Source organism: Rohdeia mirabilis, from assembly GCA_007750655.1.
Classification (GTDB): Bacteria; Planctomycetota; UBA1135; order UBA1135.
Map to the genome: position 1 here is coordinate 3,812,155 of CP036290.1, position 19,543 is coordinate 3,831,697.

At 67.8% G+C, this 19,543-nt stretch carries 22 protein-coding genes and 1 pseudogene; all 23 read right to left on the reverse strand.

All coding sequences use genetic code 11. The features are described 5' to 3' along the window. Nucleotides 1-84: 84 nt before the first annotated feature. The 23 genes and pseudogenes from rpsE to rpoC all read right to left on the reverse strand — a co-directional run bounded on the left by rpsE (nt 85) and on the right by rpoC (nt 19,415). Nucleotides 85-603: a 30S ribosomal protein S5 gene (gene rpsE / locus Pla163_RS14220; protein WP_145189777.1), complete on the reverse strand. Its 519-nt coding sequence runs from the start codon at nt 601-603 to the stop codon at nt 85-87. Between the two features lie 130 nt (nt 604-733). Further along, nucleotides 734-1,102, reverse strand: a complete 369-nt coding sequence (gene rplR / locus Pla163_RS14225; protein WP_145189781.1) for a 50S ribosomal protein L18 — start codon at nt 1,100-1,102, stop codon at nt 734-736. 92 nt (nt 1,103-1,194) lie between these two features. After that, nucleotides 1,195-1,740 (reverse strand): 50S ribosomal protein L6, encoded by a 546-nt coding sequence (gene rplF, locus Pla163_RS14230; RefSeq protein ID WP_145189784.1) that lies wholly within the window; start codon nt 1,738-1,740, stop codon nt 1,195-1,197. A gap of 97 nt (nt 1,741-1,837) precedes the next feature. Continuing rightward, nucleotides 1,838-2,233: a 30S ribosomal protein S8 gene (gene rpsH / locus Pla163_RS14235; RefSeq protein ID WP_419185952.1), complete on the reverse strand. Its 396-nt coding sequence runs from the start codon at nt 2,231-2,233 to the stop codon at nt 1,838-1,840. Between the two features lie 112 nt (nt 2,234-2,345). Further along, nucleotides 2,346-2,915, reverse strand: a complete 570-nt coding sequence (gene rplE / locus Pla163_RS14240) for a 50S ribosomal protein L5 (protein WP_145189790.1) — start codon at nt 2,913-2,915, stop codon at nt 2,346-2,348. 133 nt (nt 2,916-3,048) lie between these two features. After that, nucleotides 3,049-3,324 carry a 50S ribosomal protein L24 gene (gene rplX, locus Pla163_RS14245; RefSeq protein ID WP_145189795.1) on the reverse strand — a complete coding sequence of 92 codons (276 nt, stop codon included), beginning with the start codon at nt 3,322-3,324 and terminating at the stop codon, nt 3,049-3,051. Further along, nucleotides 3,324-3,692, reverse strand: a complete 369-nt coding sequence (gene rplN, locus Pla163_RS14250; protein ID WP_145189798.1) for a 50S ribosomal protein L14 — start codon at nt 3,690-3,692, stop codon at nt 3,324-3,326. The genes rplX and rplN overlap by 1 nt, the downstream gene beginning before the upstream one ends. A 125-nt stretch (nt 3,693-3,817) precedes the next feature. Further along, nucleotides 3,818-4,099, reverse strand: a pseudogene (gene rpsQ, locus Pla163_RS14255) (30S ribosomal protein S17); the annotation flags it as partial. Nucleotides 4,100-4,180: 81 nt separating this feature from the next. After that, nucleotides 4,181-4,396 carry a 50S ribosomal protein L29 gene (gene rpmC / locus Pla163_RS14260; protein WP_145189803.1) on the reverse strand — a complete coding sequence of 72 codons (216 nt, stop codon included), beginning with the start codon at nt 4,394-4,396 and terminating at the stop codon, nt 4,181-4,183. Between the two features lie 99 nt (nt 4,397-4,495). Beyond that, a complete protein-coding gene (gene rplP, locus Pla163_RS14265; RefSeq protein WP_145189806.1) occupies nt 4,496-4,915 on the reverse strand; it encodes a 50S ribosomal protein L16 in 420 nt (139 codons plus the stop codon). Nucleotides 4,916-5,038: 123 nt separating this feature from the next. Continuing rightward, complete coding sequence (gene rpsC, locus Pla163_RS14270; RefSeq protein ID WP_145189809.1) at nt 5,039-5,818, reverse strand: 30S ribosomal protein S3; 780 nt, start codon at nt 5,816-5,818, stop codon at nt 5,039-5,041. A 154-nt stretch (nt 5,819-5,972) separates the two neighbouring features. Continuing rightward, nucleotides 5,973-6,353, reverse strand: a complete 381-nt coding sequence (rplV, locus tag Pla163_RS14275; protein WP_145189812.1) for a 50S ribosomal protein L22 — start codon at nt 6,351-6,353, stop codon at nt 5,973-5,975. 99 nt (nt 6,354-6,452) lie between these two features. Beyond that, on the reverse strand, nt 6,453-6,734 hold the full coding sequence (gene rpsS, locus Pla163_RS14280) for a 30S ribosomal protein S19 (RefSeq protein ID WP_145189817.1): 282 nt from the start codon (nt 6,732-6,734) through the stop codon (nt 6,453-6,455). A 50-nt stretch (nt 6,735-6,784) separates the two neighbouring features. Next, nucleotides 6,785-7,615, reverse strand: coding sequence for a 50S ribosomal protein L2 (gene rplB / locus Pla163_RS14285; protein WP_145189821.1), 831 nt, complete (start codon nt 7,613-7,615; stop codon nt 6,785-6,787). Nucleotides 7,616-7,728: 113 nt separating this feature from the next. Next, nucleotides 7,729-8,019 (reverse strand): 50S ribosomal protein L23, encoded by a 291-nt coding sequence (rplW, locus tag Pla163_RS14290; RefSeq protein ID WP_145189824.1) that lies wholly within the window; start codon nt 8,017-8,019, stop codon nt 7,729-7,731. Further along, on the reverse strand, nt 8,016-8,699 hold the full coding sequence (rplD, locus tag Pla163_RS14295; protein ID WP_145189827.1) for a 50S ribosomal protein L4: 684 nt from the start codon (nt 8,697-8,699) through the stop codon (nt 8,016-8,018). The genes rplW and rplD overlap by 4 nt, the downstream gene beginning before the upstream one ends. 58 nt (nt 8,700-8,757) lie before the next feature. Beyond that, a complete protein-coding gene (gene rplC, locus Pla163_RS14300; protein ID WP_145189830.1) occupies nt 8,758-9,399 on the reverse strand; it encodes a 50S ribosomal protein L3 in 642 nt (213 codons plus the stop codon). Nucleotides 9,400-9,631: 232 nt separating this feature from the next. Continuing rightward, entirely contained in the window at nt 9,632-9,943 is a 312-nt protein-coding gene (rpsJ, locus tag Pla163_RS14305) for a 30S ribosomal protein S10 (RefSeq protein ID WP_145189834.1), read from the reverse strand. A gap of 549 nt (nt 9,944-10,492) precedes the next feature. Continuing rightward, nucleotides 10,493-12,550, reverse strand: coding sequence for an elongation factor G (locus Pla163_RS14310; RefSeq protein ID WP_419185953.1), 2,058 nt, complete (start codon nt 12,548-12,550; stop codon nt 10,493-10,495). Further along, nucleotides 12,547-13,023 (reverse strand): hypothetical protein, encoded by a 477-nt coding sequence (locus Pla163_RS19110; RefSeq protein ID WP_419185954.1) that lies wholly within the window; start codon nt 13,021-13,023, stop codon nt 12,547-12,549. The genes Pla163_RS14310 and Pla163_RS19110 overlap by 4 nt, the downstream gene beginning before the upstream one ends. 783 nt (nt 13,024-13,806) lie before the next feature. Beyond that, nucleotides 13,807-14,280: a 30S ribosomal protein S7 gene (rpsG, locus tag Pla163_RS14315; protein ID WP_145189840.1), complete on the reverse strand. Its 474-nt coding sequence runs from the start codon at nt 14,278-14,280 to the stop codon at nt 13,807-13,809. A gap of 176 nt (nt 14,281-14,456) precedes the next feature. Next, nucleotides 14,457-14,831 carry a 30S ribosomal protein S12 gene (rpsL, locus tag Pla163_RS14320; protein ID WP_145189843.1) on the reverse strand — a complete coding sequence of 125 codons (375 nt, stop codon included), beginning with the start codon at nt 14,829-14,831 and terminating at the stop codon, nt 14,457-14,459. 231 nt (nt 14,832-15,062) lie between these two features. Beyond that, entirely contained in the window at nt 15,063-19,415 is a 4,353-nt protein-coding gene (gene rpoC / locus Pla163_RS14325; protein ID WP_145189846.1) for a DNA-directed RNA polymerase subunit beta', read from the reverse strand. Nucleotides 19,416-19,543 lie beyond the last annotated feature (128 nt).

The following is a 19,543-nucleotide window of genomic DNA, read 5'->3' on the forward strand; positions in this document are numbered from 1 at the left end:
TCAGAGGTGCGTCGTCGACGCGGTGTGCTTGCTGGCGAGGAAGGCTCGGACGAGGAGGTCTCGGTCGAAGTGGGACGCTCGGGCTCAGCGCAGTTCGATACCGCCGCGCAGGCTGGCGACCTGCTCGGGGGTGCGGAGCTGGGCGAGCGCGACGAAGGTCGCCTTCACCACGTTGATGGGGTTGGTCGAGCCGTAGACCTTGGACAGGATGTTCCGGATGCCGGCCATCTCACAGACCGAGCGGACCGCCTGGCCGGCGATGATGCCCGTGCCCTCTCCCGCGGGGATGAGTCGGACCATCGAGCCACAGAAGCGGCCGGTGACCTCGTGCGAGATGCTTCCCGCCTTGCTCATGTCGACGCGCAAGAGGTGCTTGCGAGCGTCCTTGTTGCCCTTCTCGATGGCCATCGGCACCTGACGCGCCTTGCCGTAGCCGTAGCCGACGACGCCTTCGCGGTTGCCCGCGACGCACAGGGACGAGAAGGAGAAGCGGCGACCACCCTTGACCACGGCGGCCGAGCGGTTGATGCGCACCGTCAGCTCCGTGAGGTTGTCGATCTCCTGGGCGGAGGCGGTGTCGAGGAAGGGAATGGGATCGTTCATCGCAGTGTGCTGGTCGTCGAGCGGGCCGTTCGGGCGCGCGAGGTGGGCGGCGTTCGGGTCGAAGGGCGGGCTCGTTGGCCGGGTCGGTGGCCGGGTCGGGATCTGGTGGCAGGATTCGGAGGTTCCGTGATCAGAACGTCAGTCCGCCCTCGCGAGCGGCGTCGGCCAGGGCCTTGATGCGACCGTGGTAGCGCGCGGCGCCGCGATCGAAGACCACCTTCTCCACGCCCGCGTCCTTGGCGAGGCGCGCGATCTCGGTCCCGATGACCACGGCCGTCTCGGTCTTGGTCTTGGAGCCGTTGTCGCCCTGGAACGCCTTCGAGACGCTGCTGGCGGCGCAAAGCGTACGCCCGGAAGCGTCGTCGATCACCTGGGCGTAGATGTGCTTGCCCGAGCGGTGCACCGAGAGGCGCGGGCGGTCCGCCGTGCGGCGGATGGTCGCCCGGACCGAGCCCTTGCGGCGGCGGTTGCGGGCGTTTCGTGAGGCTTGCGGCTTCATGGCGTGAACGGCGGAGCGTAGCGGACGGTGTGTGGTCTGGAGCGGGGAGACGTCGGTCTGAGTCGGTGGTGAGCGAGGCGGATCCGGCCGGATCAGCTACCGAAGCTCTTGCCGGACTTGCGGCGCACGTACTCGCCCGAGTAGCGGATGCCCTTGCCCTTGTAGGGCTCCGGCGGACGCACCTTGCGGATGCGCGCGGCCATCTGACCGACGGCCTGCTTGTCGACACCCGAGATGAGGATCGCCGTGGGCGAGGGCGTCTCGACCGACAGGTCCTTGGGCATCGTGAAGTCGACCGGGTGGCAGAAGCCGATGTTGAGGGTCAGCTTGTCGCCGGCGGCCTTTGCGTTCCAACCCACGCCCTGGATCTCGAGCTTCTTGGAGAAGCCCGTGTTCACGCCGTCGACCATGTTCTGGACGAGCGAGCGCGTGAGACCGTGGTAGGCGCGAGCGTCGCGGGGCGAGCCGCTGCCGTTCGGCTCCACCGTGACGACCTGACCATCGACGGTCAGGTCGATCTCGGGACGGAGGTCGATCTGGAGTTGGCCCTTCGGACCCTTGACCGTCACACGACGGCTCTTCTCCTCGACGGTGACGCCGGGGGGGACGGTGATGGGCTGTTTACCGATGCGGGACATGGTTCTGTCGCTGGTCAGTTGGTTGGGCGGTCGGCGGCGGCGCGGTCGCGTCGTCGTGCGATCGTTCGATGCTTCGAAGGTTCAGCAGGTCGAAGGATCAATAGACCTTGCAGAGGACTTCGCCGCCGACGTTGAGCTGGCGGGCGTTGCGGTCGGAGACCACGCCGCGCGGCGTCGACAGGACGTAGATACCCAGACCGCGGATGACGCGGGGGATCTGCTTGGCACCGCTGTACACGCGGCATCCCGGCTTGCTGACGCGCTCGACCTGGCGGATGACGCGTTCACCGTCGGGTCCGTAGCGGAGGTTGACGACGAGCTCGCTCGACGGCGTGCCCTCCACCACCTCGTACCCTTCGATGAAGCCCTCCTGCTTGAGCGCTTCGGCGATGCCGACTTTGATTCGCGACGCGGGCATGCGCACGCTCTCACGCCGAATGGCGTTGGCGTTGCGGATGCGGGTCAGCATGTCCGCGATGGGATCGGTCATCATGGCTGGCGTTCCTTCTCGTTGTCCGTCTGGTGAGACGTGTTCGTTCGTTGCGTTCGTCTGGCGTCCGGGGCGTTACGAGCCGGACTCTCGAGCGGGTTGGTTCTGGAGCGGCTCAGGACTTGCCTTGTTTGAAAGGCATGCCGAGCTGCTCGATCAGGAAGTAGCCCTGCTCGTCGGTGGTCGCCGTGGTGACGAAGGTGATGTCCATCCCTTGAACGAAGTCGATGCGATCGAGCTCGATCTCGGGGAAGACGGTCTGCTCGGCCAGGCCGAGGCTGTAGTTACCGCGTCCATCGAGCTTCTTCTTCACGCCGCGGAAGTCGCGGATGGAGGGAAGCACGATGTTGATGAGTCGGTCCGCGAACTCCCACATGCGGTCGCGGCGCAGGGTGACGGCCACGCCGATCGGCATGCCCTCACGGAGTTTGAAGCCGGCGATCGAACGGCGAGCGTTGCGGATCGTGGGCTTCTGGCCCGCGATCAGAGTCAGGTCCTTGAGGGCGGACTCGACGCGCGACTTGTTCTCGACGGCACCCTTGCAGCCCATGTTGATGACGATCTTCGTCAGACGCGGGACGGCCATCGGGTTCTCGATGCCGAAGCGCTCCTTCAGCTTGGGCACGACGTCTTCGTCGTACTTCCGCTTGAGGCTCGGGGTGATTTTGGCGGTCGTGGTGGACATGGCTGGTGGGGCTCGGACGTGGTCGAGCGCGCTCGGTTCGGTCGGTGCGGTAGCGGGCCGGTGATCGGGTGATCGTTCGGGAAGTGGACCCGAGGGCGATCGGTTCGTGGCGTCGAGGAAGGGTGCGGGTCCCTCAGGCCTTCTGGTCGACCGCGGCCGGGCGCTTGCGCGTCCGGGAGCCGTCGGGTCCGACGAACATGACGTTGCTGACGTGGATGGCGCAGGCTTCCTGGTAGCGGTCGCCCTTCGGCTCGGCCTGGGTGGGCTTGCGCGTCTTCCAGCGCAGGTTCACCCCGTCGACCACGATGCGGTTGACGGCGCGGCGGACCTCGAGGACCTCGCCCTGACGACCCTTGTCGTTGCCGGCGATGACGATGACCTGGTCACCCTTCTTGAACTTGAACTGCATCAGACGACTTCCTGCGCGAGCGAGACGATCTTCATGAAGTTGCGGTCGCGGAGCTCGCGGGCCACGGCGCCGAAGATGCGGGTGCCTTTCGGGTTGCCGTCGGCGTCCACGAGGACGAGCGCGTTGCGGTCGAAGCGCACGTAGGAACCGTCGGAGCGGCGCGTGTTCTTCGAGACGCGGACGATGACGCCCTTCACGACGGTGCCGGGCTTGACCTCGGAACCGGGGATCGAGCGCTGGACCGAGGCGACGATGATGTCGCCGAGGCTGGCGTACCGACGGTGGGTGCCGCCGAGCACCTTGATGCACCGGACGCGCTTGGCACCGGTGTTGTCGGCGACGTCCAGCATGGTTTGCATCTGGATCATTGGTCACCACCTCCGTTCGTTCCGGCCGCGTCGGCGGCGCCTGCTTCCTTCTTCTTGGCACTCATGGCGAGTTCCTTCGCGAGCTCCTCGCCCTCGACGTTGCTCGTCGTCGCGAGGCGGTTGGCCTCGACGATGCGAATCAGACGCCAGCGCTTGAGCTTGCTGAGCGGACGGGTGGCCATGATCTCGACCGTGTCCCCCACCGCTGCGGTGCTGGACTCGTCGTGAGCGTGGTACTTCTTGTGGCTGCGGACGAACTTGCCGTACTTCGGGTGAGCGAAACGTCGCTCCACCTTGACGGTGATCGTCTTGTCCATCTTGGCACTCGAGACGACGCCCTGGAGGACGCGCCGGCGGTTGCGCTCAGGAGCGCCGCTCTCGGTGCTTTGGCCGGTGGCTTGGGACATGGCGATGGTCGGACGGGGGTTGATCTGAGACTGCGCAGCGAAAGGGTGCCGCGGAAGTCACTGAAGGGAGTCGTGGACGGATCAGGCGCGCGGTTGCTGACCACGAACACCGGAGGAGCGTTCGTGGAGCAGGGTGTTGATGCGCGCGATCGATCGGCGCAGGGTGCGGATCCGACTGGGGTTGGCCGAGGACTCCGTCGACGAGCGGAAACGCAGGTCGAAGAGCTCCTTCTTGAAGTTGCCCAGGTCGAAACGGAGCTCCGAGTCGGTCTTGCTGCGGGCTTCTTCGATGTTCATGGCGAGAGGGGGTCGGACGTGTTTGGTGGTGTTCGGTCGGCGCTGCAGTCGGTCGGCGCCCCATCGAGGGTCACCTGACCGAGAGCGTCGGTTCGCTGGTCAGTGGGTCGCGAGTCGACGGACCAACTTGACCTTGATGGGCATCTTGTGCGCGACGCGCTTGAACGCGAGGCGGGCCTTCTCCTCCGGCACGCCACCGAGCTCGAACAGGATGGTTCCGGGCTTCACGACGGCCGCCCAGTAGTCCACGTCGCCCTTGCCCTTACCCATCCGGGTCTCGGCCGGCTTGGCGGAGATGGGCTTGTGCGGGAAGACGCGGATCCAGATCTTGGCGACGCCACCGCACGCGCGGTTGGCCGCGATACGACCGGCTTCGATCTGACGGCCGGTGATCCAGCCGGCGTCGAGGGCCTGGAGGCCGTACTCGCCGAAGGAGACTCGGTTTCCGCGGGTGGCAAAGCCCTTCACACGTCCTCGGAAGGACTTGCGATAGCGGCTTCTCTTGGGCATCAGGGCCATGATTCAGTTCCTCGAGTCGTCACGAACGGTGCCTGGGTCGCGTGGGCCAGGGCGAGGGTTCGTGCGCTTTGGTGGTTCGGTTCGGTGTGGAGTCGGTCGTGAGGAGGACGTTTCGGCGCGCGCCTACTGGCGCGGGGCACCACCGCCTTCGCGGCGGGGTCCACCTTCGCGGCGCGGCCCACCGGGACGACGACCGCGGGACGGCGGGGGGAGCGCGTCGGCCGTGCCGCGCGACACACCACCCAGCGGGAAGCGGTAGTCGAGCATCTGACCCGGGTCGAGGTCGCCCTTGTAGATCCACACCTTGACGCCGATGACGCCGTAGGTGGTCTTGGCCTCGGCGGTGCCGTAGTCCACGTAGCTGCGCAGGGTGGACAGCGGCACGCGTCCTTCGCGCTCCTTGGCGGGGCGGGCCATCTCGGCGCCGCCGACGCGACCGTTGAGCTCGACCTTGATGCCCTTGGCACCGGCCTGGATCGTGGTCTGGATGGTCTTCTTGATCGCGCGGCGGAAGTGCATCCGCTTCTCGAGTTGCTCGGCGAGCTGCTCGGCGACGAGGTAGGACTCGAGCTCGGGGCGCTTGATCTCTCGCACCGTGAGGTGGCAGGTCTGGCCGCCCATGATGTCGGTCAGCTCCTTCTTGAGCTGGTCGACGCGCGCGCCCTTGCGACCGACGAGGACACCGGGACGTGCGGTGTGCACGATCACGTTGGTGGCTTCGGAGGTGCGCTCGATCTCGATACGCGGGATGCCGGCCGACTTGAACTCCTTGTGGATGTGGGTGCGGATCTTCTGATCCTGCATCAGCATCGTGCTGAAGTCCTTCTTGCTGGCGTACCAGCGGGAGCGCCACGGCTCGATGACGCCGATGCGGTAGCCGGTGGGGTGAACTTTCTGACCCATGGTCTCGATCAGGTGGAGGTAGGTGCCTTCGGGGTGGTGGTGCGAACTGCGGTCGGCGCGTCGGGTGGCGGCGCGGCCAGGAGCGGTTCGCGGCGTGTGTCGCGGAGAGAGGCGCGGAGGGAGGGGCTGAGGGTGGTGGCGTGGGCCGCGAGGCTCACTGCTCCCCCATCTCCTTGACGACCACGGTCAGGTGAGCGGTCTTCTTGCGGAAGGGCATCGCACGGCCCTGGGGGCCGGGACGGAACCGCATGCGGTTGTTCAGGAGCGGTCCGCCGTCGGCCTTGCACTCGCAGATGTACAGTCGGTTGACGTTCACGGACTCGGACTGAGCCGCGTTGGCCACCGCCGACTGAACGATCTTCTTGTAGTAGGCGGCGGCGCGCTGGGGCGCGAACTCGAGGACCTCGAGGGCGTCGTTCACGTGCAGTCCGCGGATCGCGTCGGCGATGAGACGCGCCTTGCGGGCGGTCATACGCGCGTAGCGGTGGACGGCGCGGAACTGGGGGGCCGCCGGGGCTTGGGCTTGGCTGTTCATCTGAATGGCGCTGTGGCTGGAGTGGGGTTCACCGTAGGTCGATCACCGCCGGCGAGTGGCCTCCTCGGAGGAAGGGCTCGCGGGGTCGTCGACGGAGGATCACCGGCCCTTCTTGGCAGCTTCCTTCTTGTTGGTGTGGCCGCGGAACTGGCGCGAGGGCGAGAACTCGCCGAGCTTGTGCCCGACCATGTCCTCGGTGACCTGCACGCGGACGTGGGTCTTGCCGTTGTGCACCATGAAGACGTGCCCGATGAACTCGGGCGGGATGGTGCTGGCGCGGGCCCAGGTCTGGATCGATTCGTTGCCGGGCTCGCCGGCCTTCTGGACCTTGCGGGCCAGCTTCGGATCGACGAAGGGTCCCTTCTTGGTGCTGCGTCCCATGGATTCTCAGCGACGTGTGTGTGTGCGTTGGAGGCGGGTTCCGGTCGGACTCAGGACTTCTTGCGGCGACGCACGATGAACTTGTCGGACGGGTGGTTGCGACGACGGGTACGCCCGCCCTTGGAGAGAACAGCGGTCGGCGAACAGGGGTGACGACCACCGGCCGTCCGTCCCTCACCACCGCCCATCGGGTGGTCGACCGGGTTCATGGCGGTACCACGAACTTCGGGACGACGTCCCATGTGGCGCTTGCGGCCAGCCTTGCCCAGCTTGACGTTCTGGTGGTCGGTGTTGCCGACGCGACCGATCGTGGCGCGGCAGCGCACGTGGACGCGACGCAGCTCGCCCGAGGGCAGCGAGATGATGGCGTAGTTGCCATCGCGCGCCTGCAGCTGGGCGGCGCTTCCCGCGCTGCGGCAGATCTGGCCACCGCGGCCCGGCTGGAGCTCGATGTTGTGGATCGTCTGGCCGATCGGGATGTCCGCGAGGGTCATCGCGTTGCCCGGGTGCGGCTCGCTGCCGGTGCCCGACTGGATCGGCATGCCGACCGTGAGGCCGACCGGCGCGAGGATGTAGCGCTTCTCGCCGTCCGCGTAGACCACCAGGGCGATGTTCGCCGAGCGGTTCGGGTCGTACTCGAGCGTGCGCACGGTTCCGGGAACGCCATCCTTGTCGCGCTTCCAGTCGATGAGACGGTAGCGGCGCTTGTGCCCCCCACCGCGACGGCGGGAGGTGATGCGGCCGGTGTTGTTGCGTCCGCCCGTCTTCTTGAGAGGACGGAGCAGGCTCTTCTGCGGCTTGACCTTGGAGAGGTCGGAGAAGTCCAGCACGTTGCCGTGGCGACGGCCAGGCGAAGTGGGACGGTAGGACTTGATGGCCATGACGAGTGATCGGCGTGGGGCGGTTTCGAGTGGGAGGGTTCGGAGCGGCGGTCGGTGGCGGGCGGCGTGTGGGCGGGCCGACGGGACGAACCGTGGCCGCGACGTTCACGCGCTCACAGGACCTCGATCGAATCCCCCTCCCGCAGCGTGACCATGGCCTTCTTCCAGGCCTGGGTGCGTCCAGCGACGTAGCCGCGGCGGCGCGACTTGGTCGTGCCACTGAGCGTGTTGACGGAGAGAACCTTGACGCCGAAGAGCGCTTCGACGGACTTGCGGATCTCCACCTTGTTCGCGCCCGTGGGGACGCGGAAGTGGTAGGCGTTGCGCTTGACCATGTCGTCCGAGGACTTCTCGGTGACGTGGGGCTTGCGGATGACGCGGTAGGCGTTGTCGAGGGTGCTCACTGGGCTTCTCCTTGGGCACGAGCCACGTTGGCTTGGGCGCTGGTGGCTTTGGCGCCGACGCGTTCCGCCAGGGCCTCGAGGGCTCCGGTCTGGGTCACGATCAGGCCACCGGCGACCACGTCGTAGGCGCAGAGGTCGAGGGCCGTACGAACCGTCACACCGTCGAAGTTGCGGAAGGACTTCCACACGTTCTCGTCGGGAGCGGCGAGGACGATCGTCGCGCGGCGGTGTCCGCCGGCGGCGCCCACACCCAGATCCGCGAGGACCTTGCGCGCGGCCTTGGCCGAGGGCGCGGTGAAGCCGCCGAGGTCGGCCACCACCACTTCGTCGTCGGTCAACTTGCCGGCGAGGGCCGAGCGCAGGGCGACGCGGCGCGCCTTGACCGGCATGTGGTACGAGTAGTCGCGGGGACGCGGCCCGAAGACCGTTCCGCCGCCGCGCCAGATGGGCGACTTCTTGTCACCGGCGCGGGCGCGACCGGTGTGCTTCTGCTTGTAGGGCTTGGCGTTCGAGCCCTTGACCTCGGACCGCCCCTTCGTGCTCGCCGTTCCCTGACGCTGGTTCGCCTGGTACATGACGACCGCGTCCTTCAGCGTGCGGTACAGGACGCGACCGCCGAAGGGCGTCTCGTCGACCTGGATCGCGCCGATGGATCCGGCTTTGTAGCTTTTGACCTGCATGGCTTCTTGGTTCTGTTTCCTGGCTCTGCGCTGACTGGTGACCGATCGGAGTGAGCGATCAGCCCTTGGCCGGCATGCCGGTCTTGGCGGTACGGACCTGGACGAAACCACCGTTCGGTCCCGGGACGGACCCGCGAACGAAGAGCAGACCGCGCTCGGCGTCGACGCGCACGAGCTTGAGGTTCTTGGCCGTCGTGCGCTCGGCACCGAAGTGACCCGACATGCGCGTGCCCTTGAACACGCGGCCCGGGTAGGCACAGGCACCGATGGCGCCGGGCTGACGCACGTTCATGCAGCCGTGGGTCTCGGCGCCCCGGGAGAAGCCGTGGCGCTTGATCGTTCCCGAGAATCCGCGGCCCTTGCTGGTGCCGGTGACGTCGATCAGCTGGCCGGGCTCGAAGGCCTCGACGGTGATGGCGTCGCCGACGGCGTGCTCGGCCGGGCCGTCGAGACGGCGCTCGCGCAGGAAGCGCTTGGGCGCGGTCTTCGCCTTCTCGCAGTGGATGCGTTGGGGCTTGGCGGCGCGGGAGTCCTTGATGTCCTCGAACCCGAGTTGGATGGCGTCGTAGCCATCCGTCTCTTGGTTGCGGACCTGGGTGACGACGCAGGGACCGGCTTCGACGATGGTCACGGGGACCACCTTGCCGTCCTCTTCGAAGAACTGCGTCATGCCTCGCTTACGTCCTAGGATCAGCGTCATGAGTCCTTGAACCTCTGTGTGCGTGGGGGTTGGCGGAGGGGAGAGAAGGAACGAGGAAGGTCCAGCCTCGGGCGGCGAGGTTCGCTCGCCGGTGGGCTGCCGGTTCGATCAGAATGGAGCGCGCCCTCTTCGAGGGGCTCCGACGCCTGACCACGCGGCCTTGGGAGTGTCTTCTTCGTCGTGAACGTTGGGTGTCGAGGGGGCCGCACGCACCGGGCGTGCGGCGCTTGAATCAGGCCTTGATGCGGATGTCGACGCCGGCCGGCATGTTGAGGCTGGACAGGGCGTCCACGGTCTCGTTGGTCGGCTCGGTGATGTAGATGAGGCGCTTGTGGGTGCGGATCTCGAACTGCTCACGCGACTTCTTGTCGATGAACGGCGAGCGCAGGACCGTGTAGCGGCTGATCCGGGTCGGCAGCGGGATGGGGCCACGGACCTTCGCGCCGGTGCGCTTGGCCGTGTCCACGATCTCGGAGGCCGACTGATCGAGGGCCTCGTTGTCGTAGGCCTCCATCCGGATCTGGATCTGGATCTCTTTCTCCATCTGAATCGATGAGTGCGTGGTCGGCGCTCGAGGTGCCGCGTGCCGCGCGGCGAGTGGTGGTGGGTGGTCGTGGTCGTCCGCACAGGGGCGCGCGGGCGTGTTCGTCGGGCAGCACTCGTCCACACGACCCGCGCTGCCGGTGGCAACGGGGGCGGACGGTCGAGGGGCCCTTCCTTCAGGTGTCCGGAGCTGCCGACGGCCTGTCGTGTCGCTGATCGACGTGCCCGCGGCCTCGTCGGCCGCCGGAACCCTGCGCCGTCCGTCGCGAGCGTCCGCGCAGCCGGTGGCCGCAGCGAAAGGTCGGAGGAGGAGAAGGCACTCCGTGGAGTGTGTCGATCCCGGGTCGTTCGAAAAGGGCTCCTGGAAGGGTCCAGAAGCCGATTCGCGAACTCGCCGGAGCGCAACGCGTGCACCGCAGACCCGCGTCCGGAGCGGGAAAGGGCGAAGAAAGTAGCGAAGGCCCCATGGGCCGTCAACGACGCGAACCCCGAAACGGTGGATTCGTCGGATCGGCCCGTCGAAGCCCGCTCCGAGGGGCCACGCGGGGCCTCAGCTCCAGAGCAGGCCGCGCTCGCGCTGGTCGGCGGGGCTGACGGCCCGGAAGCCGCTCGGACGCAGGTTGAAGCGCGCCCGCCCCTGGCTGAGAGAGCGGATCGCGGTCGAGTAGCCGAAGAGCAGGGCCAGCGGCACCTCCCCCACGATCCGGCGCCAGTCCCCGTCGGCCACGACCGATCCGATCTTCGCGCGCTTGGAGGCCAGGTCGGCCAGGACGCTCGAGGCGTGGTCGCCGGGCACGTCGACCTCGAACGCCGCCAGGGGCTCGAGCAGTTCGCAGGTGGCCTGCCGCATCGCCTCGCGCATGGCGAGCCCCGCGGCCTGCACCACGGCCTGCTCCTCGCCGCCGCCGCCCTGGGCTCCGACCTCGAGCAGGGTCGCGCGGGCGTGGATGAGCGGGAAGCCGAAGCGCGGCCCGACCTGGGCGCTGCGTTCGAGGGCCTCCTCGATCGCCGCCCGCAGCCCGCGGTCCTTCGGCGCCGGACAACCCCAGGAGACCTCGAAGCGTCCGGAGTCCGGCTCCGGCGTGAGCTCGACCTCGAGCCGACCCCAGACGCGCTCGACGCCGACCTGCCGTTCGACCGACCCACTGCCGCGCCCGCTGGAGCGGACGGCTTCGCGGTAGGCCACGGCCGGGCGACTGGTGCGCACCTCGACGCGGTAGTCCTCGAGCAGCCGCCGCACCGCCACCTCGAGGTGCAGCTCGCCCATGCCGGACAGGAGCCACTGGCCCGTGTCGTGGTCCTCGCGCGCGTGCAGGGTCGGATCCTCGGAGCACATCTCGCGCAGCGCGACGGAGAGGGCGGCTCGACCCTCCTCGAGTTCGGGCTCCAGCACCTGGGTCAGCACCGGCTCGGAGAAGGCGCGCGACTCGAGGGCCAGCGGGGACCCCGGCGCGCAGAGGGTGTCGCCGGTCGTGAGTTCGCTGCCGCCGAGCAGGGCGCCGATCTCACCCGCGCCGATCGCCTCGACGTCCTCCCCCCCGTCGGCGTGCACGCGCACGATCCGAGCGATCACGACTTCGCGCCCGAGCCGCGGAACGAAGTAGCGGCCGCCGCTGCGCAACCGGCCGCGGAAGGCGCGCACGAAGTCGAGTTCGTCGTCGCCGACGTGCTGGACCTTGAAGACGTAGGCCAACGCCGGAGCGTCGAGTTCGGGCGCGACCACGTGGGTGTCGCCGGTCACGGGGTCGACGGCTTCGAGCAGCGGACGCTCGAGCGGCGACGGCAGGAAGTCGACGACGGCGTCGAGCAGGCTCTGGATGCCGATGTTCCTGAAGGCCGAGCCGCACAGCACGAGGTGGCCCTGGCGCGCGAGGGTCGCCCGACGCAGCGCGCGGCGCAGGAGGACCGGATCGACCGTCTCGCCGTCGATCACCTGCGCAAGGAGCTCGTCGTCCCACTCGGCCGCGAAGTCGAGCAGGTCCGAACGCAACACTCCGGCCATGTCGCGCACGTCCTCTGGGACCTCGATCTCGCGCGGCTGCCCGCGCTCGAACACGAACGCGCGCTCGGTCACGAGGTCGACGAACCCGTTGAAGCTCTCCCCCTCGCCGAGCGGGTAGTGGAGCACCACCGCGCGCTCCTTGAAGCGTCGTTCGATCTCCGCCACGGCCGAGAGGAAGTCGGCCCCCACGCGGTCGAGCTGGTTCACGAACGTCAGCGTCGGCACGCCGTGGCGCGAGGCCTCGGTCCAGACCGCTTCCGACTGGGCCTGCACGCCGGCGAGCGCGCTGATGACGAGCACCGCACCGTCGAGCACGCGCATCGCCCGCTCGACCTCGACCGAGAAGTCCACGTGACCGGGCGTGTCGACGATCTGCAGCGCGTGGCCGCGCCAGGGCACCGTCGCGGCGGCGAGCGTGATCGTGATGCCGCGCCGACGTTCCTCGGGCATCCAGTCGAGGACCGTCGAGCCTTCGTGCACCTCCCCCATGCGCCGCTCGGCGCCCGAGAAGAACAGGAGTCGTTCGGACAGCGTCGTCTTGCCCGCGTCGATGTGGGCGATGATGCCCAGGTTGCGCAGGCGGCCGAGGTCGCGGGGCTCGCTCACGACGCGAGCCCCGGATTGGCCGCGAGGAAGGCGTCCTTGAAGTGGTAGCCCGCGAGCAGCGCGTGGTCCGGCGCGCCGGCCACACAGGTGGCGGCGAAGAGCGCTTCGATCGACGCCAGGCCCTGCTCGGGATCGTCGAAGGTCGTGGATCGCCGCGGATAGGCGGTCGCGAGCCGCGGGAGCGCGCGCGGGATCGGCTCCCCCACCACCGCGCGACGCAGGGTCGCGAGCCGCCGCCAGGAGGAGTCGATCAGGAACAGCGGGCACGCGAAGCGACCGTCCTCGTCCACGCCCAACTCGCCGCGCTCGAGCACCGGTGCGGCCGGATCCAGCAACACGCGTCCGGTCACGTCCAGCTCGAGCTCCGGGTGCCAGGTGACGAACCGCACGCCTTCCACCTCGCGCAGCGGAGCGAGCGAACAGCGCTTCCACGACTCCTTGGGGTCGCGCAGGATGAGCAGGTCCCGGTGCATGCCGCCCATCATGGCATCGCGCCGCCGTCCACCGCGCGTCCTCCTCGCGTCGTGCGCCGGCGCGGCCGCCGGACCCGACGCCACGACACGCGCTCGCCGCTGCACACGCGTGACGGCCGTCGAGTCGGTGACGAACCGCGACGACCCCGACGGCCCCGACGCCCCCGCCGATGCGTCGCCCGCCGCTCCACATCCGCCGGCTCTCGGCCAGCGCCGCCCCCGCCGCGCGCTCGATGCCGCGCGCGTCAAGCGGAGCGGTTCCACTCCGCCGGGCTCGCGCACCGAGAACGCCCCACTGGCCGGAACCAACGAGGCATCCGGCCATCTGCGCGCGCCGATCGGTGCTCCGCGCCGTTCAGCGCGCGAAGTGGCTGTACGCCTTGTTGGCTTCTGCCATGCGTCTCTGGCGGCGCCAGCCGCCAGAACCAGAAACGACAAGATGGCTGCAGCCAACAAGGCGTGCAGCCATCTTCTTGGGAGCGCCGCCCGCCCTTCAGCGGCCGAAGACGGCGGTTGGCCTTGTTGGCTTCCGCCATGCGTCTCTGGTAGCGCCAGCCGCCAGAACCAGAAACGACAAGATGGCGGAGGCCAACAAGGCCAACCGCCATCTTCGGCCGCTGACGCGGCGTTCTACGCCGCGTTCAGCGGGCGAAGTGGCTGTAGGCCTTGTTGGCTTCCGCCATGCGTCTCAACGGCGCCAGCCGTTGAACCAGAAACGACAAGATGGCTGCAGCCAACAAGGCGTGCAGCCATCTTTGCGCGCCGATCGGCGCTCCGCGCCGTTCAGCGCGCGAAGTGGCTGTACGCCTTGTTGGCTTCAGCCATCTTGTGGACGGTCTCCTTCTGCGACACCGAAGCCCCGGTGCCGTTGTAGGCGTCGACCAGCTCGTCGGCGAGACGGATCGCCATCGGCTTGCCCTTCTTCTTGCGGGTGTTGTCGATCAGCCAGCGGATCGCGAGGCTCTGCTGACGGTTGCGACGGACCTCGCGCGGCACCTGGTAGTTCGCACCACCGACGCGCTTGCTGCGCACCTCGACCGACGGACGCACGTTGTCGATGGCCTTGGTGAAGATCTCCACCTGGTCGTCGACCTCGAGCTTCTTGGCGGCGAGGTCGAGCGCCTCGTAGAAGGCCTTCTGGGCGGTGGTCTTCTTTCCGCTCAGCATCAGCTTGTTGATGATCTTGGTCGCCAGCATGGACTGGAACTTCGGATCGGGAAGCTGGAGGTCGGCGGTCGACTTGAAGTTGCGGGGCATGACTCGTCGTTCTTGGCTGCGGTGCAGCGGGGCGCCGGGAAGTGGCGCGGTGGAGTAGCTGTTCGGTCGGTCGTGGAGTGGCGCGAGGGTCCGGTGTGGACCGCTCCGCGAGTGTCGGACCCGTTCGTCGGCCCGGTCCCGCGGTCATGCCGCTCCGCTCGGAAGGAGTGTCGGCCCTACTTCTTCGGGCGCTTGGTGCCGTACTTGGAGCGGCTGCGGTTACGGCCGTCGACGCCCGAGGCGTCCATGGTTCCGCGCAGGATGTGGTAGCGCACACCCGGAAGGTCGCGAACACGGCCGCCGCGCACGAGCACGATCGAGTGCTCCTGCAGGTTGTGCCCCTCGCCCGGGATGTAGGCGGTGATCTCTTTGCCGTTCGACAGACGCACACGCGCGATCTTGCGCAGAGCGGAGTTCGGCTTCTTCGGCGTCTGGGTCTTCACCTGCAGACACACGCCCCGCTTCTGGGGGCATGCCTCGAGCACGGGCGACTTCGAGCGCTTCTTGATCTTCTTGCGTCCCTTGCGGACGAGCTGGTTGATCGTGGGCATGACTTGGGAGTGGGCCTCGCGCCTCGCGATCCGTCTGGAGTCTGTGCTCCGAGGGGGCGGATCCGGCGCTGGAGGGCCGAGTAGTGTAGGGAGGTCGGGGCGGGCGTCAAGCGCCAGGAGCGATGTGGTCGCTCCCGGCGCCCGGGGGCCCTGGGCGGAGCCGGCAGGAGGAGCTTCACGGACGCCCCCACGCGGAGGACGCCCGGTGCGGGCTCGGCCGTCGGCGAGAGGTCAGTTGGCGGCGGCTTCGTCCGTGGACGTGGGCGCCTCGTCGGGGGTCTCGGTCGACTCGTCGCTCGCCGGCGCCCCCATCCCGAGCGGATCGGGCAGGGACGCGGCGGAGGAGCTGTCGCTCGAGGTGAGGTCGTCGAAACTCGTGGCGAGCAGGGCTTCCATCGCGTCGTCGGAACCGGAACCCGAGCCGAAGCTGCGGCTGATCTCGCCGAAGTCGATGTTCTTCTTCACCCGCGTCCGGTAGTGGTCGCGGAAGCCGGTTCCGGTCGGGACCATGTGGCCGAGGATGACGTTCTCCTTGAGGCCGACGAGGAAGTCGCGCTTGCCGGCGATCGCGGCCTCGGTGAGCACCTTGGTCGTCTCCTGGAAGGAAGCGGCCGAGATGAACGACTCGGAGGAGAGCGACGCCTTCGTCACGCCCAGCAGCAGGGTCTGACCGGTCGCGGGCTTCTTGCGTTCCTTGCGCAGACGCGCGTTCTCCTGCCGGAAGCGGAACTTGTCCACGACCGCGCCGGGGAGGAACTCGGAGTCGCCCGGATCGTTGACCTGCACCTTGCGCATCATCTGTCCGACGATGATCTCGATGTGCTTGTCGTCGATCGGCACGCCCTGGGAACGGTAGACCTCCTGGATCTGGCCGAGCAGGTAGTGCTGCACCGTCTCCTCGCCCTTGATCGCGAGGATGTCGTGCGGCACCAGCGGGCCGTCGACCAACGGGTCACCGGCGTTGACCTCGTCGCCCTTGTGGACGCGCAGGTGCTTGCCCTGGGGCACGGCGTGCTCGCGGACCTCGATCTCGGCGCCCTTCTCGTCGAGCGCCTTGACGATGATCGTGCGCTTGCCGCGCTTCTTGTCGCCCAGCTCGATCACACCGTCGATCTCCGCGATGACGGCCGGTTCCTTCGGACGGCGAGCCTCGAAGAGCTCGGTCACGCGCGGCAGACCGCCCGTGATGTCCTGGGTACCGCCGATCTCGCGCGACGTCTTCGCCAGCAGGTCACCGGCATCGATCGTCTTGCCGTCGTCGACCTCGATGTAGGCGCGCTCGGGAATCGGGTAGAGGGCGAGGACCTCGCCGTTCTTGTCCTCGAGGACGAGCTGCGGGTGCAGGTCACCCTTGTGCTCCATGACCTGTCGACGCGTGATGCCGCGGCGGGAGTCACGCTCCATGCGCAGCGTCTTGCCCTCGATCAGGTCCTCGTAGCGGATCTTGCCCTTGAACTCCGCGAGGATCGGCACGTGGTGCGGGTCCCAGGTGCAGAGCGCGTCGCCGGCCTCGACCTGGACGCCGTTCTTCACGCGGATGACCGAACCGATCAGGATCTCGTAGCGCTCGAGCTCGCGCCCGCGCTCGTCCACGATCAGGATCGCGCCGCTGCGGGACAGGGCCACGTCCTCCTTCTCGCGGTTGACGACGACCTTGAGGCCCTCGTACTTGACCTGACCGGCACGACGCGTGCGGATCTCCGAGTCCTCGACCGAACGACTCGCCGTGCCACCGATGTGGAACGTGCGCATCGTCAGCTGGGTACCCGGCTCACCGATCGACTGGGCCGCGATGATGCCGACGGCGAGACCGCGCTCGGCGATCGTGCCGCGCGAGAGGTCCATGCCGTAGCAGCGGGCGCAGATGCCGAGGCCAGTCTCACAGGTGAGCGGGCTGCGGACCTGCATCTTCTCGATGCCCAGGGCGTCGATCTTGGCGGCCACGTCCTCGGTGATGATCTCGTTCTCGCGGACGATCGTCTCGTCCGTGATCGGATCGACGATCGTCTGACGCGCCACGCGACCACGAATGGCCTGCGGCAGACTGACCACCAGCTTCTCACCCTTGTAGACGGCCTGCTTGAACACACCGTTCGGCGTGCCGCAGTCGTCCGCGGTGATGACCACGTTCTGCGCCACGTCCGTCAGCTTGCGCGTCAGGTAACCGGCGTCGGCCGTCTTGAGCGCCGTGTCGGCCAGACCCTTCCGCGCACCGTGGGTGGACGAGAAGTACTCGAGCACCTTCAGGCCTTCGCGGAAGTTCGCCTTGATCGGCGTCTCGATGATCTTGCCCGAGGGCTTGGCCATCAGACCGCGCATACCGGCGAGCTGACGGATCTGGTCGATCGAGCCACGGGCGCCCGACGTGACCATGCAGTAGATCGGGTTGACGTAGACGTCGCCCTCGGTGTGGTCCTTGCCGAGGATGGCCATGAGCTCCTGGCCGACCTTCTCACGGGCGCTGGTCCAGAAGTCGATGATCTTCAGGTAGCGCTCACCGTCGGTGATGACGCCCTTCTGGAACGCGTCCTCGACCTTGTCGATCTCGGCCTGCGTGTCGTCGAGGATCTGCTGCTTGACCGCCGGGATGCGCATGTCGTCCTTGGCGAAGGACAGACCGGCGCGGGTCGCGGCCTTGAAGCCGAGATCCTTGAGGTCGTCGAGCAGCGTCAGCGTCGCGTCGCGACCGAGCAGGCGGTGGCAGTCGTTGATCAGACCGCTGATGCCCTTCTTGCTGAGCTCGTAGTTGTAGTACGGCATCCCCTCGGGAAGGATGTCGTTGAAGATCGCGCGACCGATCGTGCTCAGAAGGTACTGGCGACGCTCGGTGCCGACCTCGTCCTCGGAGCCTTCGGCCGGCGGGTCGACGAGAGTGACCTTGCCCCCCTCTTCGACGACGATCGGCTCGTCGGTCATGCCGAGCTTGACCATCGTGCCCGGCTCCATCCGCACGCGCACCGGGCGGTGGGTGTGCGTCAGGCCGTGGCCGTAGGCGAGGAACAGCTCGTCCAAGCTGGAGAAGTGCTTGGCGTTCACGATCGAGTCGTGCGGGTTCTTCGTGAGGTAGAAGATCCCGAGCACCATGTCCTGGGACGGCGCGATGATCGGCGCACCGTTCGCGGGCGAGAAGATGTTGTTCGTCGCCAGCATCAGCGTCGCGGCCTCGATCTGGGCCTCGAACGACAACGGCAGGTGGACGGCCATCTGGTCGCCGTCGAAGTCGGCGTTGAAGCCGCCACAGACCAGCGGGTGCAGACGGATGGCGTTGCCCTCGATCAGCGTCGGCTCGAAGGCCTGGATGCCCATGCGGTGGAGCGTGGGCGCGCGGTTGAGGAGCACCGGGTGGTCGCGGATCACCTCGTCGAGGATGTCCCAGACCTCTTCGTCGCGGCGCTCGAGCATGCGCTTGGCCGACTTGATCGTGTCGGCCAGGCCCAGCTCCTTGAGGCGCCGGATGATGAACGGCTGGAACAGCTCGAGGGCGACCTTCTTGGGCAGGCCGCACTGGTGCAGACGCAGCTCCGGGCCGACGACGATGACCGAACGCGCGGAGTAGTCCACGCGCTTGCCGAGCAGGTTCTCGCGGAAACGCCCCTGCTTGCCCTTGATCATGTCCGTGAGGGACTTGAGCGGGCGATTCGACGAACCGAGCACCGGGCGACGGCAGCGGCCGTTGTCGAACAGGGCGTCGACCGACTGCTGCAGCATCCGCTTCTCGTTGCGGATGATGACCTCGGGGGCGTTGAGGTCGAGCAGCTTCTTGAGACGGTTGTTCCGGTTGATCAGACGACGGTAGAGGTCGTTGAGGTCACTGGTCGCGAAGTTGCCCGAGTCGAGCAGCACGAGCGGACGCAGGTCCGGCGGGATGACCGGGATGACGTCGAAGACCATCCACTCGGAGTCGTTGCCCGAGTCGCGCAGCATCTCGACGGTCTTGAGCCGCTTGATGATGTCCTTCTGACGCTGCTTGGAGCGCGTCGACAGGAGCTCTTCGCGCAGCTCGTCCGAGAGGCGCTGGAGGTCGAGACGCCGGAGCATCTTCTTGACCGCCTCGGCGCCCATGTCGGCTTCGAACTCCGAGCCGTACTTCGCGCGCGACTGGCGGTACTCGTCCTCGGTGAGGAGTTGCTTCTCCTCGAGGGGCGTGTCACCGGGGTCGACGACGATGTAGTCCTGGAAGTAGACGACGCGCTCGAGGTTGCTCGTCTTCATGTCGAGCAGCGTCCCGAGACGGCTCGGCATGGCCTTGAAGAACCAGATGTGCGCGATCGGGGCGGCCAGGTTGATGTGGCCCATCCGCTTGCGACGCACGCGGCTGTGGGTGACCATCACGCCGCACTTGTCGCAGACGATGCCCTTGTGCTTGATGCCCTTGTACTTGCCGCAGGCACACTCCCAGTCGCGCTCGGGACCGAAGATGCGCTCGCAGAAGAGACCGTCGCGTTCCGGACGGTAGGTCCGGTAGTTGATCGTCTCCGGCTTCTTGACCTCGCCGTAGGACCAGGAGCGGATGTCCTCGGGCGAAGCGAGGCTGATCTTGACGCTGCCGTAGTCGTTGATGCGGTTGTAGACGTTGTCGACCATCGTGATGGGGCGGCTCGAGGGTGCGCTTGGGAAGCGGTGAGGTCGCGGGTGCTCGCGCAGGTGGCGCCGTGGGGCGAGGCGCGAGCGGGTTGGACGTGGTGTTCGGGTGGTCGGGCGGCCCGCCGTGC

Excerpts from the sequence above, each read along its gene's own strand:
- rpoC (WP_145189846.1), bottom strand. The coding sequence starts at position 19,415 with ATGGTCGACAACGTCTACAACCGCATCAACGACTACGGCAGCGTCAAG.
- rplE (WP_145189790.1), bottom strand. The coding sequence starts at position 2,915 with ATGTCCACCACGACCGCCAAAATCACCCCGAGCCTCAAGCGGAAGTAC.
- rplR (WP_145189781.1), bottom strand. The coding sequence starts at position 1,102 with ATGAAGCCGCAAGCCTCACGAAACGCCCGCAACCGCCGCCGCAAGGGC.
- rplB (WP_145189821.1), bottom strand. The coding sequence starts at position 7,615 with ATGGCCATCAAGTCCTACCGTCCCACTTCGCCTGGCCGTCGCCACGGC.
- rplX (WP_145189795.1), bottom strand. The coding sequence starts at position 3,324 with ATGCAGTTCAAGTTCAAGAAGGGTGACCAGGTCATCGTCATCGCCGGC.
- rpsS (WP_145189817.1), bottom strand. The coding sequence starts at position 6,734 with ATGGGACGCAGCACCAAGAAGGGACCCTTCGTCGATCCGAAGCTGGCC.
- rplF (WP_145189784.1), bottom strand. The coding sequence starts at position 1,740 with ATGTCCCGCATCGGTAAACAGCCCATCACCGTCCCCCCCGGCGTCACC.
- rpsE (WP_145189777.1), bottom strand. The coding sequence starts at position 603 with ATGAACGATCCCATTCCCTTCCTCGACACCGCCTCCGCCCAGGAGATC.
- rplN (WP_145189798.1), bottom strand. The coding sequence starts at position 3,692 with ATGATCCAGATGCAAACCATGCTGGACGTCGCCGACAACACCGGTGCC.
- rplV (WP_145189812.1), bottom strand. The coding sequence starts at position 6,353 with ATGAACAGCCAAGCCCAAGCCCCGGCGGCCCCCCAGTTCCGCGCCGTC.
- rpsC (WP_145189809.1), bottom strand. The coding sequence starts at position 5,818 with ATGGGTCAGAAAGTTCACCCCACCGGCTACCGCATCGGCGTCATCGAG.
- rplP (WP_145189806.1), bottom strand. The coding sequence starts at position 4,915 with ATGGCCCTGATGCCCAAGAGAAGCCGCTATCGCAAGTCCTTCCGAGGA.
- rpmC (WP_145189803.1), bottom strand. The coding sequence starts at position 4,396 with ATGAACATCGAAGAAGCCCGCAGCAAGACCGACTCGGAGCTCCGTTTC.
- Pla163_RS19110 (WP_419185954.1), bottom strand. The coding sequence starts at position 13,023 with ATGCACCGGGACCTGCTCATCCTGCGCGACCCCAAGGAGTCGTGGAAG.
- rpsJ (WP_145189834.1), bottom strand. The coding sequence starts at position 9,943 with ATGGAGAAAGAGATCCAGATCCAGATCCGGATGGAGGCCTACGACAAC.
- rpsG (WP_145189840.1), bottom strand. The coding sequence starts at position 14,280 with ATGCCCCGCAACTTCAAGTCGACCGCCGACCTCCAGCTTCCCGATCCG.
- rplC (WP_145189830.1), bottom strand. The coding sequence starts at position 9,399 with ATGACGCTGATCCTAGGACGTAAGCGAGGCATGACGCAGTTCTTCGAA.
- rpsL (WP_145189843.1), bottom strand. The coding sequence starts at position 14,831 with ATGCCCACGATCAACCAGCTCGTCCGCAAGGGACGCAAGAAGATCAAG.
- rplD (WP_145189827.1), bottom strand. The coding sequence starts at position 8,699 with ATGCAGGTCAAAAGCTACAAAGCCGGATCCATCGGCGCGATCCAGGTC.
- rpsH (WP_419185952.1), bottom strand. The coding sequence starts at position 2,233 with ATGATGACCGATCCCATCGCGGACATGCTGACCCGCATCCGCAACGCC.